The organism is Novosphingobium pokkalii (assembly GCF_014652855.1).
Taxonomy (GTDB): domain Bacteria; phylum Pseudomonadota; class Alphaproteobacteria; order Sphingomonadales; family Sphingomonadaceae; genus Novosphingobium; species Novosphingobium pokkalii.
In genome coordinates, this window is record NZ_BMZP01000010.1 from 24203 (window position 1) to 41074 (window position 16872).

The window sequence follows — 16872 nt, forward strand, 5'->3', positions numbered from 1 at the left end:
TCTATTCGGCAATCGATCAGCTACCGTCGCTGATGCGATCCTTCAGCATCTGGCTGGCCCGGAAGGTGAGCACGCGACGCGGCGTGATCGGCACTTCCACCCCGGTCTTGGGGTTGCGCCCGATGCGCTCGGCCTTGTCCCGTAGCAGGAACGTACCGAATCCGGAAATCTTGACGTTCTCGCCTTCGGCCAGAGCGCCACTCATATGTTGCAAAATGGCCTCGACCATTTCGAGCGAATCCGCCCGCGAAAGGCCGACCCGACGGTTGATGCTTTCGGCCAGATCGGCCCGTGTCAGCGTACCCACAGAACGCATGGTTATTTTACCCCCCGGTAAAAAAATCCCTTCCCGTCCCATACAATAGCGCGTTTTGCAGGACAGGCAATGCACTCCAGACCGTTGCAGCCCCGATCGATTTTCCGCGCAGCGAAAATCAGGCTCCAAACGGCCTGTTTCGGATCATTTCAGGCATCCCCATGCCCGATCCGATCACCGAAACGGTTCTACCCCACCGCCTGCGAATCACACGCGGGCAAGGCAGGCACCCCAGGTGAAGCCACCACCCATGGCTTCGAACACCACCAGGTCACCCTTGCGAATGCGCCCGTCGCGCATCGCCGTATCGAACGCCAGCGGCACCGAGGCCGCGCTGGTGTTGGCATGGCGATCGACGGTCACCACCACCTTCTCCGCCGGCAGGCCCAGCTTGCGCGCGGTGGCATCGAGAATGCGATAGTTGGCCTGATGCGGCACGACCCAGTCGATATCCGCCGGCACGTGGCCGGTATCGGCCAGAACTTCCTCCAGCACCGAAGCGAGGTTGGTCACGGCGTGGCGAAACACCTCGCGGCCCTTCATGCGCAGCTTGCCGACCGTGCCCGTGGTCGAGGCACCGCCATCGACATAGAGCAATTGGTTATGCGCGCCATCGGCATGGAGGCGCGTGGCCAGGATACCGGGTGCCGCCGGATCGCTGGCGTCCACGTCCTGCACTTCCAGCACGATAGCGCCGGCGCCATCGCCGAACAGCACGCAGGTGGTGCGGTCTTCCCAGTCGAGAATGCGGCTGAACGTTTCCGCGCCGATCACCAGCGCGCGGCGCGCCATGCCGGTGCGCAGCAGGGAATCGGCCGTGCCCAGGGCATAGAGAAAGCCCGAGCACACCGCCGCCACGTCAAACGCCATGCCGCCGTTGCAGCCCAGCGCATGCTGGACGATCGTGGCCGTGGCGGGAAAGGTCTGGTCGGGCGTGGCCGTGGCCAGCACGATCAGGTCGATGCTCGATGCCTCGATCCCGGCTGCCTCGATCGCACGGCGCGCGGCCAGGATGGCCAGCGACGACGTGGTTTCCCCCTCACCGGCGATATAGCGATTGCGGATACCCGTCCGCTCGACGATCCATTCGTCGGTGGTATCCACCATCTGTGCCATTTCAGCATTGGAAACGGCACGTTGCGGCAGAGCGGAGCCGCTGCCGGTAATCACCGAGCGCAGAGTCACAGCGCGGTTTCACCTTCCGTGTTTGCCACGCGGCGCCGGGCCGGCTGGCGAATCGTATCCGGGTCCACCGCGGCCACATCGGCCGCGATGCGTTCGATCAGGTTTTCCTCCAGCAGGCGCGCGGTCACTGCCACGGCATTGGCCACCCCCATGGCCGATGCGCTGCCGTGGCTTTTCACCACGACGCCGTTGAGACCGAGGAAAACCGCCCCGTTGTGGTTGTTGGGATCGAGATGGTGCTTGAGCGTCTCGGTCGCCGGCTTGGAGATCAGGAAGCCGATCTTGGAACGCAGCGACGAGGCAAAGCTGCGGCGCAGCAGGTCGCCCACGAAGCGGGCAGCGCCTTCCATCGCCTTGAGCGCGATGTTGCCGGAAAAACCGTCGGTCACCACGACATCGAAATCGCCGCGCGACAGCTTGTCGGATTCGGTAAAGCCATCGAAGGTCAGCGCCAGCGAGGCGGCAGCGTGCTTGAGCAGCGCAGCGGCATCGCGCAGGTCGTCGGTGCCCTTGGTCTCTTCGGTGCCGATGTTGAGCAGGCGCACGCGCGGGCTGTCGAGGCCATGGACGATGCGGGCATAGGCCGCACCCATCAGGGCAAACTGGAACAGGTTGCGCGCATCGCAATCGGTGTTGGCGCCCAGATCGAGCATCACCAGATCATGCGTACCGAGCGTGGGCAGCAGTGCAGCCAGCGCGGGGCGGTCGATGCCGGGCATCGTGCGCAGGGCGAGCTTGGCCATGGCCATCAGCGCGCCGGTATTGCCGCCGCTGACGGCAGCCCCAGCCTCGCCGCGCTTCACCGCATCGATGGCCAATCCCATCGACGTGGTGCGGGCGCGGCGCAGGGCTTGCGTGGGGCGTTCGTCGCCAGCCACGGCTTCGGGCGCATGGAGAATCTCCGATGCACCACGAAGATTGGGATGATGGTCTAGGGCCTGAGCAATCTTCGCCTCGTCCCCGACCAGCAGGAACTTGAAGCGATCGTGGCGCCGACGCGCAAGCGCGGCGCCTTCGATCATCACGCGCACGCCCTCGTCGCCGCCCATCGCATCGACGGCGATTCTGGGCAAGCTCATGATCCGATCATCCCTCCGTCAGATCGGCTCAGGCGCCGACGGCGATGATTTCGCGACCGTTGTAGTGACCGCAAGCGTTGCACAGCATGTGCGGACGCTTGAGTTCACCGCAGTTCGAGCATTCGTGGAACGCTTCGGCCTTGAGAGCATCGTGGCTGCGGCGCATGCCCCGGCGGGACGGGGAGGTCTTTCTTTTTGGGACGGCCATTTCGGCACCTGTTCCTGAAAATTACATCGGTTGCGGGCGCGATAGGGAAAACCGTGCCACCGCACAACCCCGCATCTCACGACGAAGGGTTCATACGGCTTCCGTTCTGGATGAGAGCGGGTGGACCGGCATCGCCAATCACGGGCGAAGGCCGCGCCTATACGGATTTTCTGGTGCTTTGCAAGCTTCGCCTCGCTAGGTTGGCTTCGCCGACCGCGCGGATTTGCGGACAAAACGCGCCGCGTCGGCGATTTGGAGAGGGGAAAACATTCATGCCGATCGTCCTGCCCATCACCCTGGCCGCTGCCGGGGCTGCGGCGATTCTCAATATCTGGCTGATGGTGCGCGTCGGCATGGTCCGGCGCGAAGCGCGAATCTCGCTGGGCGATGGTGGCCATCCCGCGCTGATCGCGCGCATGCGCGCCCATGCCAACTTCATCGAAAGCGCGCCGATCGTGCTGGTGCTGTCGGGCGCGGTGGAACTTGCCCGTCCCGGCAGCCCGTTCCTGCTCGGCGCCGTGGCCATCTATCTGCTGGGCCGCGTGGGCCACGGCGTGGGCATGGACGGCGGCAAGCTCGGCCGCCTGCGCATGGTCGGCACGTTCACCACCCTGCTCACGCTGCTCGGCCTGGCGATCTGGGCCATTTCCATCGCGGCCGACGCCTGAAGCACATGACTCAGGCCAGGGCGGCGTCACCTACATAAGGGTTGGTGGCGCGCTCCTGGCTGAACGTGCTGCGCGGCCCGTGGCCGGGATTGAACAGCACGTCATCGCCCAGCGGCCAGAGCCGCTGCGTGATCGAGGCGACCAGATCGTCGAAATTGCCCAACGGGAAATCCCAGCGGCCGATCCCGCCCTGGAACAGCACGTCGCCCACCACGGCAAAGCGGGAGGGCTGGTGGAAGAACACCACATGGCCCGGCGTGTGCCCCGGGCAATGGATCACGTCGAGCACGAGATTGCCCACCGTCACCGTGTCGCCCTGCTCCAGCCAGCGGCTGGGCGTGAAGATTTCTGCCGGCACGCCCCAGCGGCCCGAATCCTCGGCCAGCTTGGCAATCCAGAACAGGTCCGCCTCGTGCGGCCCTTCGATAGGCACGCCCAGCTCGCGCGCAAGCTGCGCCGCGCCGCCGCAATGATCGAGATGGCCGTGGGTGATCAGCAGCTTTTCCACGGTCACCCCGGCCTTGGCGACCAGCGCCTTGATCCGGTCGAGATCGCCGCCGGGATCGATCACGGCGGCCTTCATCGTGGCGGTGCACCACAGCAGCGTGCAGTTCTGCTGCAACGGCGTAACGGGCAGGATCGCCACTTGCATGGGCGGCAGGGTGCTGGCGGGGGTCTGGCTCATGCCCCTGAAATGGCCAGCCCGGCGGCAAATGGCAAGCCGCCGCACCACAAGGTTCAGATCTTGCCGCCCTTCCACACCACGCGGCCGACCACGTCCACTTCCTCCATCGGGCGTTCCATGCGCGGATAGGCGGGATTGTCGCTGATCACGCGGATCATGCCCGCCGCGCCCGCTTCCAGCCGCTTGACCAGCAGCACATCGTCCACCCGGATCACGTGAATCCCGGCGCGCAAGGGGCGCGGAGTGCGGTCGACCAGGATTTCGTCGCTGTCGCGCAGCGTCGGCTCCATCGAATCCCCTTCCACCTCGATCACGCTGAGCATGGCCGGATCGAGCCCCTGCGACTTGAGCCAGCGACTGGAAAAGCGCAGCCGCCCCACCGGAACTTCATAGTTCGCGAGCGCACCCGGCCCGGCCGAGGCACCCAGCGCCAGGCGGGGAATGTCGGCCCATTCGGCATGGCTGCGTGGGGCAGACAGCCCGGCGCCCTCGCCGCGCAGCGCGCCCGCCACATGCACCACAGGATCGGGCGCCCCCAGTTCACTCTCGTCCACTGCGAAGAACCGGGCCAGGGTGCCCCGGTCCACTTCCTCCAGCTTGCGCGGCGATCCCTTGCGCACGAACTGCTGCAAGTAGCTGGCATTGCGGCCGATCAGGCCTGACAGCGCCGAGAGCGACACGCCCCGCGCATCGGCCAGTTCAACCAGCCGCGCCCGCGCCGGATCGAGCGGCTTGCCGCCATTCCCGCCCGTCGCGCCAGTGCTATCCGCAGATTCCAGAGGCTTCGTCATGGTGAGTCCAAACTCGAAGGATTTTTCCTAGACACTCGGTCTTTCACTATGCTTATAGGATTTTTATCAGGATTTGTCCACAGGACTGCACCGGTTTTCGAGGAAATTTCATGCCCCGATTCAAACAGGCCCCTTAACCATTCACCCCAGCCCCAGCCGCCGTACGCCAAGGAAACGGCCGCAGAACATTTCAAGAACTTCCCTGTCTTTCCAGCAAAAAGGATGCCCGCCATGCTGCGCGATCACGCCTCTTTCGGTGAAGCCAAGCCCGCCCCCCGCCGCCGAGTCGCCAGCGGCCTTGCCCCGCGCGTGGTGCGCAGCGTGCTGGCTCTCGCCGGGCGCAGCGCGCAACTGATCGACCACCGCGAACGCCCCTGGGCCAGCGTCACTTTCTCCGGCGCACGCCACAGTGTGGTGCTGCGCTACACCGGCTGGGAAGCCTGCGACGATGGCGAAGCCCTGATCGCCGCCCTGCCCGACCACGAATTTACCGTCCCCGGCGCGCTGGTGGCCGACGTGACCGTGGTCCGCACCGACGAAGCCGTGCTGCCCGAGCGCACGCTGGAAGTGGAACTGGAACTGCTGCTGCTCGACCAGGGGTGATCGGCGTGGCGCGCCAACGCAGGGGGCTTCGACAAGCTCAGCCCGAACGGGGATCGGCATTATCCTCCCCCTCCTCTTCAGAGGAGGGGGTCGGGGGGTGGTGCTGGGCCTAGCGCGAGACTTCGCACCACCCCCAGCCCCTCCTCTGAAGAGGAGGGGGGAAACGGTCACCCCAGCCGCCAGTCCCAGCCCAGCGGATCGCCGTCCATGGCGTCCACGCCCTGCGCGGCCAGTTCGTCGCGCAGGGTGTCGCTTTGGGCGAAGTCCTTGGCGGCGCGGGCTTCCTGGCGGGCGGCGATCACGCGGGCGATTTCTTCCTCGGTGATCGTGGCCGCCTTGGGCCGCAGGCGCAGGTCGGTGCGCGACAGGCCCATGAGGTTGAGACCGAGCACGCCATCGAGCGCCGCGATCGCCGCCAGCTTGAGCGCCGGATCGATCTTCTTGAGCGCGATTACCTCGTCCAGCACGGTCAGGGCCACGGCGGTGTTGAGATCCTCGCTGATCGCCGCATCAAAGCGGTCCACCAGCGGCGCGAGCTTGGCATGGCTGCGCCAGCCGCTGGCGTCGGCGCCCGGCTCGGCTCGTTCCTTGAGCTGCGCCACGGCCATGACCATGCGCTTCAAGCGCGTGAGCGCGGCGCCCAGGCCTTCCCACGAAAATTCCAGCTCGCTGCGATAATGCGCCTGGAGGCATAGCAGGCGATAGGCCAGCGGGTGATAACCCTTGTCGATCAGCAGTTGCAGCCGCAGGAACTCGCCCGAGGACTTGCTCATCTTGCCGGAGCGTTCGACCAGGAAATTGTTGTGCATCCACATCCGCGCCCCGGAATTGGCCGGATCGGCCAGGCTGCCGGCGCAGCAGAACGCCTGGTTCTGCGCGATCTCGTTGGGGTGGTGGATCTCGCGGTGATCGATCCCGCCGGTGTGGATGTCGAACGGAAAGCCCAGCAGCTTGCCCGACATCACCGAGCATTCCAGGTGCCAGCCCGGCGCGCCGCGCCCCCACGGGCTGTCCCATTCCATCTGCCGCGTCTCGCCCGGCGGTGTCTTGCGCCAGATGGCGAAATCGGCCTGGTGGCGCTTGCCTTCCACCTGCTCGATCCGGCCCTCGCCCTCGTCGGTTGCGGCGCGAGCCAGCTTGCCATAGTCGGCCACGGTCGAAACATCGAAATAGAGCCCGCCGGGCAGCTCGTAGCAATGCTTTTCGGCAATGCTCCGGGCAAACTCGATCATCGCCGGAACATAGTCGGTGGCGATCGACCAGTGCGCCGGCTGGCGAATGCCCAGCGCGTCGATATCGGCCCAATAGGCCTGCGTATAATGCCGCGCGATGTCCCAGATCGATTGCGCGTTGGCCTTCGCAGCCTTTTCCAGCTTGTCCTCGCCGGCATCGGCATCGTCGGTCAGGTGGCCCACGTCGGTGATGTTGATCACGTGGGTCAGCTTGTAGCCCTTCCACGAGAGCGTGCGGCCCAGCACGTCGGCAAAGACATAGGCGCGCATGTTGCCGATATGGGGATAGTTGTAGACCGTCGGCCCGCAGGAATAGACCCGCGCTTCGCCGGGATGAACCGGCACGAACGGTTCGAGCGCGCGGGTGAGGCTGTTGAACAGCACGAGCGGAGCGGATTGGTCGGTCATGGCCCGCGCTTTGCCTTGCATCCGGGCGCAAGGTCAAGGTTCCTGGTCTATCTCCCCATCCTCTTCAGAGGAGGGGGCTTTACAGGTCCGCAATCCGTTCGGGCTGAGCTTGTCGAAGCCCGTTGCAAGCGAGCGCAGGGCCAGCGCCCTTCGACAAGCTCAGGGCGAACGGAATATTGGAGTCAGGTTGCAGAAACACCCGCCAGCCCCGCCCTCAATCCACCTCGAACAGATCCGCCAACTGCTCCACGATCGTGCCGCCCAGTTGCTCCACGTCCATGATCGTCACGGCGCGGCGATAGTAGCGGGTCACGTCGTGGCCGATGCCGATGGCCACGAGCTGCACCGGGCTCTGCTTCTCGATCCAGTCGATCACCCGGCGCAAGTGCTGCTCCAGATAGCCGGCGTGGTTGACCGACAGTGTGCTGTCATCCACCGGCGCGCCGTCGGAAATGACCATCAGGATGCGGCGGTCTTCGGGGCGGGCGAGCATGCGGGTGTGCGCCCAGAGCAGCGCCTCGCCGTCGATGTTTTCCTTGAGCAGGCCCTCGCGCATCATCAGGCCGAGATTCTTGCGCGCGCGGCGCCAGGGCTCATCGGCCTTCTTGTAGACGATGTGGCGCAAGTCGTTGAGGCGCCCCGGATGCGCGGGCTTGCCACCGGCGAGCCAGGCCTCGCGCGATTGGCCGCCTTTCCAGGCGCGGGTGGTGAAGCCGAGCACTTCGGTCTTCACCCCGCAGCGCTCCAGCGTGCGCGCCAGGATGTCGGCACTGATCGCCGCGATCGAGATAGGTCGCCCGCGCATAGAGCCGGAGTTGTCGATCAGCAGGGTGACGACGGTGTCCTTGAACTCCACCTCGCGCTCGATCTTGTACGACAGCGAATGGCCCGGCGCGATCACCACGCGGGCCAGCCGCGCGGCATCGAGCAGGCCTTCTTCCTGGTCGAAATCCCAACTGCGGTTCTGCGCGGCCATCAAGCGGCGCTGCAACCGATTGGCCAGCCGCGTCACCACGCTTTGCAGGCCCTTCATCTGGTTGTCGAGATAGGCGCGCAGGCGCGTCAGCTCTTCCTCGTCGCACAGGTCGGTGGCCGCGATCACTTCGTCGAAGCGAGTGGTATAGGTCTTGTAGTCGAAGTCTTCGGGCAAGTCGGTCCACGGCCGGTTGGGCCGGGTCGGCAGCATGCCTTCCTCGCCCTCGTCGGCCATGTCGGCGTCGGCCGCATCGTCCGGGCGCTCGACTTCCTCCTGGTCCTCGCCCTCGCCTTCGCCATCGGAACTGTCGCCGGCCTGCTCGATCGGCTGCTGGTCGTCGGCGCTGGTTTCGGCGTCCTCGGGCTTTTCGGTGCCCGCGTCGTCCTCGTCCTCGCTGTCCTCGTCCTGGTTGTCGTTCTGCTCGGGCGCGGAGACTTGCGTGAGGTCGAGGTGGCCGAGCATCGAGAGCGCCAGCTTCTGGAACGCCTTCTGGTCTTCCAGGCTTTGGGCCAGGCCGGCCATGTCTTCGCCCGCCTTGGCCTCGATCCAGCTTCGCACCATGTCGGTGCCGAGCCGGGCCAGCGCCGGGATCGGCACGCCGGTCAGCTTCTCGCGCAGCAGCAGCGAAAGCGCGGTGGGCAGCGGCACTTCCTCGGGCTTGGTGGCGCGGCTGATCGGATCGGCGGCCACGCGCTGCGCCGTCACCGCATCGAGGTTGCCGCGCATCCCGCTATAGCCGTCAGAGCCGAGCACTTCATAGCGCACCCGCTCCACCGCATCATAACAGGCGCGAGCCAGGGTTTCGCCCGGCGCCCCGGCGTTGTGCAGCGCTTCGTTGTGGAAACGCAGACGCAGCGCCATGGAATCGGCGGCGCCGCGCGCCTGGGCGACCTGGTCGGCCGGAAGGGCGCGGCCCGGCATGGGCACGCGCATCAGCTTGCCGGTCTGGCTCGCCTGGTCCGATGTCCAGGCCACTTCCACTTCGGGCTGTTCCGCCAGCGCGCGGGACGTGCCGGTGAGAACCGAGCGGAAGGTATCGAGCGGGGATTCGGCAGCCAAGAATCAATCCAGTTTCGCAAAAGTGCGCCCCGGCTGCGAAAACCGGGGCGCGGGTTCATCCTTACCCGATAGATTGGCCGGTCTTGGCCCAATCCGCAAGGAACCCTTCGATGCCCTTTTCGGTCAGGACATGCTTGAACAGGCCCTTGATCACCGCCGGCGGCGCGGTGATCACGTCGGCGCCGATGCGCGCGCTTTCCAGCACATGGATGCCGTGACGGATCGAGGCGACGAGGATTTCGGTCTCGAAGTTGTAGTTGTCATAGATCAGGCGGATGTCGCGGATCAGGTCCATGCCATCGAAGCCGTTGTCGTCATGACGGCCCACGAAGGGCGAAACGAACGTGGCCCCGGCCTTCGCGGCGAGCAGCGCCTGGTTGGCCGAGAAGCACAGCGTGACGTTGACCATGGTGCCATCGGCGGTCAGCTTCTTGCAGGTCTTGAGGCCGTCAACGGTCAGCGGCACCTTGATGCACACGTTGTCGGCGATCTTGCGCAGGATTTCGGCCTCGCGCATCATCCCGGCGTGGTCAAGCGCGACCACTTCGGCCGAGACCGGCCCATGGGTGAGGTGGCAGATTTCCTTGGTCACCTCGATGAAGTCACGTCCCGCCTTGGCAATCAGGCTGGGGTTCGTGGTCACACCATCGAGCAGGCCGGTGGCGGCCAGATCGGCGATTTCGGCGGTATCGGCCGTGTCGACAAAGAACTTCATGAGGATGTTTCCTGCGCAAGGGTTATGATTTGATAACGGCGATTCTGGAGCGGGCTATAGGGCAGGCCCGCCGCGCTGTCAGGTGCGGTTGTGCGCGCCATGCCGGATGAACGAGCCCGTTTCCCCCGCGTTCCCTGTTTGCCCCATGCGATAGCCTGCCTATATGCACCAGGTGATGATCCAGCCCCCTTCTCGCCGCATTCGATGCGTGGTGTTCAACGCGGCGCTGGGTCCGCTCGATTACAAGGTGCCCGCCCATCTCGATGTGGTGCCGGGCCAGGTCGTGGTCTGCCCGCTTGGCCCGCGCCAGATCCTGGGCGTGGTGTGGGAGGAAGACCGCCTGCCCAGCGCCGACGTGCCCGAGCACAAGCTGCGCCCGATCCTGGGCGTGGTGCCGGTGCCGCCGCTGGGCGCGCCCTTGCGCCGCCTGATCGAATGGACGGCCGACTATTACATGGCGCCGCTTTCGGCCGTGGCGCGCATGGCATTGTCGAGCACGGCGGCGCTGCAAGGCGGCAGCACGGTCACCGAATATCGCCTCTCGGGCAAGGAACCGGGCCGCCTCACGCCGCAGCGGGCGCAGGCGATGGACCTGCTCATCGACCAGCAGGCAACGATCCGCGAACTGGCCGAAATCGCCGAAGTGTCGGACGGGGTGCTGCGCGGCATGGTCAATGCCGGGCTGCTCGAACCGGTCACGGTCGATGCCGACCGGCCCTATCCCCCCGCCGATCCGCGCCATGCCGTGCCGGACCTGACGCCGGGCCAGGCCGAAGTCGCCGGGCGGCTGGTGGCGGCGGTGGGTGCGCGGCGTTTCACCACGTTCCTGCTCGATGGCGTGACCGGATCGGGCAAGACCGAGACTTATGCCGAAGCCATTGCCGCGGCGATGGAACAGGGGCGCCAAGTGCTGGTCCTGCTGCCCGAAATCGCCCTGACGCAAAGCTTCCTCGCGCGGTTCGAGGCGCGCTTTGGCACCGCTCCGGTCACCTGGCATTCCTCGCTCAAGTCCTCCGAACGGCGCCGCGCCTGGCGCGCGGTGGCCAAGGGCGAGGCGCAAGTGGTGGTGGGCGCGCGCTCGGCGCTGTTCCTGCCCTTCGCGTCGCTCGGCCTGATCGTGGTCGATGAAGCGCACGAAATCTCGTTCAAGCAGGACGATGGCGTGCGCTACAACGCGCGCGACGTGGCCGTGATGCGCGGCCATTTCGAGCGCATTCCCGTGGTCCTGGCCAGCGCCACCCCGGCGCTGGAAAGCCTGCACATGGCCAGTACCGGCCGCTATGAACGGCTGGTGCTGCCCAGCCGCTTTGGCGGGGCGGGCCTGCCCGACATCAAGATTCTCGATCTGCGCGAGCACGCGCCCGAGCGCGGCCACTGGCTGGCCCCGCCGCTGGTGGAAGGCCTGCGCGACCGGCTGGCCAAGGGCGAGCAGAGCCTGCTGTTCCTCAACCGGCGTGGCTATGCCCCGCTCACCTTGTGCCGCACCTGCGGCTATCGCTTCCAGTGCCCCAATTGCTCGGCCTGGCTGGTGGAGCATCGCCTGTCGCGGCGGCTGGCCTGCCACCATTGCGGCCATGAAGTGCCCACGCCCCATGCCTGCCCCGAATGCGGCGAGCCCGATTGCCTGGTCGCCTGCGGCCCCGGCGTGGAGCGGATCGCCGATGAAGTCGCCACGATCCTGCCCGAAGCGCGCGTGGCGCTTGTCACTTCGGACACGTTGACGAGTGCGGCCAAGGCGGCCGAATTCGTGGCCCAGGCAGAGAACAAGGCCATCGACGTGATCGTGGGAACGCAATTGGTAACAAAAGGCTATCACTTCCCCGACCTGACGCTGGTCGGCGTGGTCGATGCCGACATGGGGCTGGAAGGGGGCGACCTGCGCGCCGCCGAACGCACCTATCAGCAGGTCGCGCAAGTCGCCGGGCGCGCCGGGCGCGGCGAGAAGCCGGGCGAAGTGCTGATCCAGACGCGCCATCCCGATGCCCCGGTGATCGCCGCGCTGGCCAGCGGCGAGCGCGATGCGTTCTATGCCGCCGAAACCGAAGCCCGGCGCGAAGCCCATGCCCCGCCATTCGGCCGCTGGGCCGCGATCATCGTGTCGAGCGAGGACGAAGCCGAAGCCCGCGACGCCGCCCGCGCCATCGGCGGCACCGCGCCGCGGCTTGACGACGTGATGATCCTTGGCCCTGCCCCTGCGCCGCTCTCGCTGTTGCGCGGGCGCTATCGCTATCGCCTGCTGGTCAACGCGCGGCGGTCGAGCGAAGTGCAGAAAGTCATCCGCCAGTGGCTCGAACCGCTGCGCTTTCCCCAAGGGGTGCGCGTCGCAGTCGATATCGATCCCTACAGCTTCGTTTGACCGCAATGACCAAAGGCCCCGTTCTCGTTCCCGTGCTGGGCGACCAGCTTTCGCATGGCCTGTCCAGCCTGGCCGATCGCAGCCCGGCCGACACCGTCGTGCTGATGATGGAAGTGTGGGACGAGACGCAATATGTCCGCCACCACAAGGCCAAGATCGCGCTGATCTTTTCGGCCATGCGCCACTTTGCCGAGGAACTGCGCGAACGCGGCTTCACGGTCGACTACATCACGCTCGACGATCCAGCCAATTCCGGCAGTTTCACCGGCGAAGTCTCCGCTGCCGTCGCCCGCCACAAGGCGCGCGGGGTGCAGATCTCCGAGCCGGGCGAATGGCGCGTGCGGCAGATGATCGATGCCTGGCGCGAAAGCCTGGACGTGCGCGTGCGCGTGTTGCCCGACACCCGCTTCGTCTGCCCCCTGCCCGATTTCTTCGAATGGGCAGCCGGGCGCAAGCAGTGGCGCATGGAGTATTTCTATCGCGACATGCGCCGCAAGACCGGCCTGCTGATGGATGGTGACAAGCCGGTGGGCGGCAAGTGGAACTTCGACGCGGACAATCGCGGCGGTCCCGACGCCGATTGCCGGCCGCCCGCCGTGGCGCAGTTCAAGCCCGATGCGATCACGCGCGAAGTGCTCGATCTGGTCGCCGCGCGCTTCCCCGACCATTTCGGCAGCCTGGAAGACTTCGCCTGGCCGGTCACGGCGGCACAAGCGGCGCAGGCTTTCGATCGCTTCCTGAAAACCCGCCTGCCGCTGTTCGGCCGCTATCAGGATGCGATGATGGCCGGGGCAGACACGATGTATCACGCGGTGATCAGCCCCGCACTCAACATCGGGCTGATCGATCCAGTGGAAATGTGCCGCCTGGCCGAAACCGAATGGCGCGAAGGCCGCGCCCCGATCGAGGCGGTGGAAGGCTTCATCCGCCAAGTGATCGGCTGGCGCGAATATGTGCGCGGCATCTATTGGCTGACCATGCCTGATCTGGCGCAAGCCAACGAACTGGACGCCACCCGCCCCCTGCCCGAATTCTGGTGGACCGGCGAGACGCAGATGGCCTGCATCGCCGATTGCGTGCGCACGACGCGCAAGACGGCCTATGCCCATCACATCCAGCGCCTGATGGTCATGGGCAATTTCGCCCTGCTCGCCGGGCTTTCACCGCAGGATGTCGCCGACTGGTTCCTGGTGGTCTATGCCGATGCGTTCGAATGGGTGGAACTGCCCAACGTGGCGGGCATGGCGCTGTTCGCGGACGGCGGCAAGCTGGCGTCCAAACCCTATGCCGCCAGCGGCGCCTATATCGACCGGATGAGCAACTATTGTGGCCAATGCGCCTACGACGTGAAGAAGAAGGTCGGCAAGAACGCCTGCCCGTTCAACGCGCTCTACTGGGATTTCCTCGCCCGCAACGAAGACAAGCTCGCAGGCAACCCGCGCCTCGCCAACCCCTACGCCACGTGGCGCCGGATGAACGCGGACAAACAGGCCGAATACTGCGACAGCGCGGCGGCGTTCCTCCAGACATTGCAACCGGCACGCAAGGGCTGGGCAAGGGGTTGAGGTTGGCGGTGGGCCCCGGATCAAGTCCGGGGCGACGAAGCATGCCTGACAGCTCTGAAATGTTAACGTCGCCCCGGACTTGATCCGGGGCCCACCGCCAACCTAGGGCCGCTCCCGCTCCAACAATTCCCGCTTGATCTCCAGACCCCAGGCATAGCCTCCCAGGCTGCCATCGCTGCGCACCACGCGGTGGCAGGGGATCAGCACCGATACGTGGTTCGCGCCATTGGCGCTGCCCGTGGCGCGCACGGCACCGGGCTTGCCCACGGCGGCGGCGATCTGGGCATAGCTGCGGGTTTCGCCCGGCGGGATCGCCTGCAATTGCCGCCACACCGCTTCCTGGAACGCGGTGCCCGCCACGTCGAGCGGGATATGATCGGCCCGCCCCGGCACTTCCACCGCGTCGACCACCGCGTCCAGCAGCGCGGCAAATTCGCCACTGCCCGGCACCAGGTCTGCCTTGGGAAAGCGCGCGCGCAGGGCCGCTTCGCCCTCACCGAACGACAGGCGGCACACGCCCTTGTCGGTTGCTGCCACCAGCATCGGCCCCAGGCTGGTGGCCACTTGCGCCCAGCGGATCGTCACGCCCGCCCCGCCATTGCGCCAGGCCGAAGGCGCCATGCCCAGCCGGGCGCTTTCGGCATAGAACCGCGAGGGCGCGCCATAGCCTGCGGCGTGGATCGCCTCGGTCACGCTGCCTGCCCCGGCGAGCGCGTCGCCCATGCGCCGCTGGCGCAGCGCGCGGGCATAGGCAGCGGGAGACAGCCCGGTGTGCCGGGTGAACAGCTTCTGGAAATGGGCGGGCGAATAGCCGGCCTGCGCGGCCAGTTGCGCCAGCGCCGGGGCTTCCTCCGCTTCCTTGATCATGGCAATCGCCCCGGCCACGGCGGCGGCATCGCGCGCCAGGTCATCTGGCCGGCAACGCAGGCAGGCGCGCAGACCGGCCTCTTGCGCCGCAGCGCCATCGGCAAAGAACCGCACGTTGCCCCGCGCCGGATGCCGCGCCGGGCACGATGGCCGGCAATAGATCCCGGTGGTCAGCACCCCGGTGACGAACACCCCGTCCCAGGCGCGGTCACGCGCAAGAACGGCCTGCCAGCAGGCTTGCGGATCAAGGGCTTCGGGAGTCGTCATGGCGTTTTCCGGTGCAGTTTGCAGCCTCTTCATGCCATCCTTGCGCGCCGCATGCATCCCGCGCCTTGCGATCAAAGCGAATCCCGGCAATGACCGGCGCCATGTTGCGCCGCCTCATCGCCTCGCTCCTCGTTTCGCTCCTGCTGGCCCTGCCCGCCGCGCCGGCCCTGGCCGACCCGGCAGACATTGCCGCCGCCAGCCGGGGGGTGGTCCGCGTGGTCATCGTCCAGACCGAAGGGCGCAATTCCACGATGATCGGCCACGGCAGCGGCTTTGCCGTCACGCCGGAATATGTGGTGACCAACGCCCATGTGGTGGAGGCGCTGCGCCAGGACGATACGCTGATTGCCGGCGTCGTCCCGCCCGAGGGGCGCGGCGGCTATGAAGCCAAGGTTGTCGCCTATTCCCCGCGCAACGACCTGGCCCTGCTCAAGATCCAGGGCGGCGGGCACCTCACGCCGCTTTCACTCTATGCCGGGCAGGTGGCCGACGGCGCCGATGTGAGCGCAGTGGGCTATCCCGGCAATGTCGATCTGGCGCAGGGCCTGTCGCTGTCCGACCTGGTCAGCCCGCAGGCGGCGGTGAAGACGCGCGGCTATGTCTCGGCCGGGCGCAGTTCCAAGGAATTCGACACGATCCTGCACACCGCGCCGATCGGCGCGGGGAATTCGGGCGGCCCGCTGCTCGATGCCTGCGGCCGCGTGGTGGGGGTCAATTCCTTTGGCACGGTCAGCGACAACGGCACCGATTCGGCCTTCTACTTCGCCATTTCCATGCGCGAGCTGGCCCGCTTCCTGCAACAGAACGGGGTCCAGGCCCATGCCAGCGACCTGCCCTGCACCTCCATCGCCGATCTCGATCGCGCCGAAAGCGAGCGCGCCGCAGGGGACCAGGCGCGCCAGGCCGCCGAAGCCCAGGCCAAGCAGAATGCCCGCGCCCGCGCACTGGAACTGGCCCGCCGCCAGGCCGAGATCGACGTGCTGACCCAGCGCGACAACGGCATGGCCATCGCCGTGCTGCTGCTGGTCGCCACGCTGGGCGCAGGGGGCGCCGCGTTCATCTATGCCCAGCGCGACAATGCTCGCGCCACGCGCCTTGCCGGTGGCGGCGCGCTGGTGCTGCTGCTCGGCACCGTCGCCGCCTGGGCACTGCGCCCCAGCCTGCAATCGATCGACAGCCGCGCCGAAGACATCGTGGCGGCCAGCGCCACGCCGGCGTCGTCGGGCAGCACGGCACCTGGCGCCCCGGCGCGCGCGGGCAAGTTCATCTGCGTGCTCGATCCGCAGCGCAGCCGCGTCACCGTGTCCGACATTACCGACGTGCCGATCACCTGGAGCCAGGACGGCTGCATGAACGGGCGCAGCCAATATGGCCTGGCCGGAGACGGCTGGTCGCGCGTGCTGGTGCCCAATGGCGAAGATGCCATTGCCGTCACCCACTTCGATCCGGAAAGCCACACTTACACGGTGGAGCGCTTCCTCATGGGCCTCGACGCGATGAACCAGGCCCGCGCCGCACGGCAGAAGATCGTGGCCCCGGCGTGCGGCGCCGGCGATGCCGAAGCCCGCCGCTTTGGCGACGCCCAACAAGCCATCCGCGCCCTGCTGCCGGGCGAACCCAACGAACGCATGCGCTATAACTGCCAGCCCGTGCCCTGAAGCACGCAATACTCCCCTCATGCCGTTCGGACTGAGCCTGTCGCAGCCCCGCGCAGCAATGCGCCCCGCCAACGCCCTTCGACAGGCTCAGGGCGAACGGAGCGCGTGAATTCTGATGTGTGAAATCCGTTCGGGCTGAGCTTGTCGAAGCCCCCCTGTTCCTGAACCAGACGCCGAATCACACCCGCGCGGCAAACAGCCCCGCGTCCCGCTCCTGATACATTTTCGCACCCC

15 protein-coding genes are annotated in these 16872 nt (G+C 66.7%); 5 read left to right on the forward strand and 10 right to left on the reverse strand.

Translation table 11 applies throughout. The features are described from left to right. Positions 1–16: 16 nt before the first annotated feature. From IE191_RS11970 to rpmF, 4 genes are all read right to left on the reverse strand, one after another. Positions 17–316, reverse strand: coding sequence for an integration host factor subunit alpha (locus IE191_RS11970; RefSeq protein WP_191324604.1), 300 nt, complete (start codon positions 314–316; stop codon positions 17–19). Positions 317–523: 207 nt separating this feature from the next. After that, positions 524–1501, reverse strand: a complete 978-nt coding sequence (locus tag IE191_RS11975; RefSeq protein WP_308432902.1) for a beta-ketoacyl-ACP synthase III — start codon at positions 1499–1501, stop codon at positions 524–526. Further along, positions 1498–2580: a phosphate acyltransferase PlsX gene (gene plsX, locus IE191_RS11980; RefSeq protein WP_191324605.1), complete on the reverse strand. Its 1083-nt coding sequence runs from the start codon at positions 2578–2580 to the stop codon at positions 1498–1500. The genes IE191_RS11975 and plsX overlap by 4 nt, the downstream gene beginning before the upstream one ends. A 28-nt stretch (positions 2581–2608) precedes the next feature. Beyond that, entirely contained in the window at positions 2609–2788 is a 180-nt protein-coding gene (gene rpmF, locus IE191_RS11985; RefSeq protein WP_022676831.1) for a 50S ribosomal protein L32, read from the reverse strand. Positions 2789–3060: 272 nt separating this feature from the next. On the opposite strand from rpmF, the gene IE191_RS11990 reads away from it, so the two are divergent. Beyond that, positions 3061–3456, forward strand: a complete 396-nt coding sequence (locus tag IE191_RS11990) for an MAPEG family protein (protein WP_191324606.1) — start codon at positions 3061–3063, stop codon at positions 3454–3456. A gap of 10 nt (positions 3457–3466) precedes the next feature. Here IE191_RS11990 and IE191_RS11995 read toward each other — a convergent pair whose 3' ends face one another. Next, the gene (locus IE191_RS11995) at positions 3467–4141 is read right to left on the reverse strand and encodes an MBL fold metallo-hydrolase (protein WP_308432903.1); all 675 of its coding nucleotides are present in this window, start codon (positions 4139–4141) and stop codon (positions 3467–3469) included. A 53-nt stretch (positions 4142–4194) separates the two neighbouring features. Then, complete coding sequence (locus IE191_RS12000) at positions 4195–4932, reverse strand: S24 family peptidase (protein WP_191324607.1); 738 nt, start codon at positions 4930–4932, stop codon at positions 4195–4197. 231 nt (positions 4933–5163) lie between these two features. Between IE191_RS12000 and IE191_RS12005 the strand changes: the two genes are divergently transcribed. Further along, complete coding sequence (locus IE191_RS12005; protein WP_229815299.1) at positions 5164–5535, forward strand: hypothetical protein; 372 nt, start codon at positions 5164–5166, stop codon at positions 5533–5535. 167 nt (positions 5536–5702) lie between these two features. Here the strand turns inward: IE191_RS12005 and cysS are convergent, their stop codons facing one another. The 3 genes from cysS to fsa all read right to left on the reverse strand — a co-directional run bounded on the left by cysS (position 5703) and on the right by fsa (position 9925). Continuing rightward, the gene (cysS, locus tag IE191_RS12010; protein ID WP_191324608.1) at positions 5703–7175 is read right to left on the reverse strand and encodes a cysteine--tRNA ligase; all 1473 of its coding nucleotides are present in this window, start codon (positions 7173–7175) and stop codon (positions 5703–5705) included. Between the two features lie 214 nt (positions 7176–7389). Next, positions 7390–9210, reverse strand: a complete 1821-nt coding sequence (cobT, locus tag IE191_RS12015) for a cobaltochelatase subunit CobT (RefSeq protein WP_191324609.1) — start codon at positions 9208–9210, stop codon at positions 7390–7392. A 61-nt stretch (positions 9211–9271) separates the two neighbouring features. Further along, positions 9272–9925, reverse strand: a complete 654-nt coding sequence (fsa, locus tag IE191_RS12020; protein ID WP_191324610.1) for a fructose-6-phosphate aldolase — start codon at positions 9923–9925, stop codon at positions 9272–9274. Between the two features lie 175 nt (positions 9926–10100). Between fsa and IE191_RS12025 the strand changes: the two genes are divergently transcribed. Then, on the forward strand, positions 10101–12281 hold the full coding sequence (locus IE191_RS12025; protein ID WP_191324611.1) for a primosomal protein N': 2181 nt from the start codon (positions 10101–10103) through the stop codon (positions 12279–12281). Positions 12282–12286: 5 nt separating this feature from the next. Then, the gene (locus tag IE191_RS12030; RefSeq protein ID WP_191324612.1) at positions 12287–13846 is read left to right on the forward strand and encodes a cryptochrome/photolyase family protein; all 1560 of its coding nucleotides are present in this window, start codon (positions 12287–12289) and stop codon (positions 13844–13846) included. Between the two features lie 102 nt (positions 13847–13948). Here the strand turns inward: IE191_RS12030 and IE191_RS12035 are convergent, their stop codons facing one another. After that, positions 13949–14980 carry a bifunctional transcriptional activator/DNA repair enzyme AdaA gene (locus IE191_RS12035; protein WP_191324613.1) on the reverse strand — a complete coding sequence of 344 codons (1032 nt, stop codon included), beginning with the start codon at positions 14978–14980 and terminating at the stop codon, positions 13949–13951. Between the two features lie 101 nt (positions 14981–15081). Between IE191_RS12035 and IE191_RS12040 the strand changes: the two genes are divergently transcribed. Next, a complete protein-coding gene (locus tag IE191_RS12040) occupies positions 15082–16638 on the forward strand; it encodes a S1C family serine protease (RefSeq protein WP_229815300.1) in 1557 nt (518 codons plus the stop codon). Positions 16639–16872 lie beyond the last annotated feature (234 nt).

Coding starts and splice junctions, on each gene's coding strand:
- cysS (WP_191324608.1), bottom strand. CDS start 7,175: ATGACCGACCAATCCGCTCCGCTCGTGCTGTTCAACAGCCTCACCCGC.
- IE191_RS11995 (WP_308432903.1), bottom strand. CDS start 4,141: ATGAGCCAGACCCCCGCCAGCACCCTGCCGCCCATGCAAGTGGCGATC.
- IE191_RS12000 (WP_191324607.1), bottom strand. CDS start 4,932: ATGACGAAGCCTCTGGAATCTGCGGATAGCACTGGCGCGACGGGCGGG.
- IE191_RS12025 (WP_191324611.1), top strand. CDS start 10,101: ATGATCCAGCCCCCTTCTCGCCGCATTCGATGCGTGGTGTTCAACGCG.
- IE191_RS11990 (WP_191324606.1), top strand. CDS start 3,061: ATGCCGATCGTCCTGCCCATCACCCTGGCCGCTGCCGGGGCTGCGGCG.
- IE191_RS12040 (WP_229815300.1), top strand. CDS start 15,082: ATGTTGCGCCGCCTCATCGCCTCGCTCCTCGTTTCGCTCCTGCTGGCC.
- plsX (WP_191324605.1), bottom strand. CDS start 2,580: ATGAGCTTGCCCAGAATCGCCGTCGATGCGATGGGCGGCGACGAGGGC.
- fsa (WP_191324610.1), bottom strand. CDS start 9,925: ATGAAGTTCTTTGTCGACACGGCCGATACCGCCGAAATCGCCGATCTG.
- IE191_RS12030 (WP_191324612.1), top strand. CDS start 12,287: ATGACCAAAGGCCCCGTTCTCGTTCCCGTGCTGGGCGACCAGCTTTCG.
- IE191_RS12005 (WP_229815299.1), top strand. CDS start 5,164: ATGCTGCGCGATCACGCCTCTTTCGGTGAAGCCAAGCCCGCCCCCCGC.
- IE191_RS11970 (WP_191324604.1), bottom strand. CDS start 316: ATGCGTTCTGTGGGTACGCTGACACGGGCCGATCTGGCCGAAAGCATC.
- rpmF (WP_022676831.1), bottom strand. CDS start 2,788: ATGGCCGTCCCAAAAAGAAAGACCTCCCCGTCCCGCCGGGGCATGCGC.
- IE191_RS12035 (WP_191324613.1), bottom strand. CDS start 14,980: ATGACGACTCCCGAAGCCCTTGATCCGCAAGCCTGCTGGCAGGCCGTT.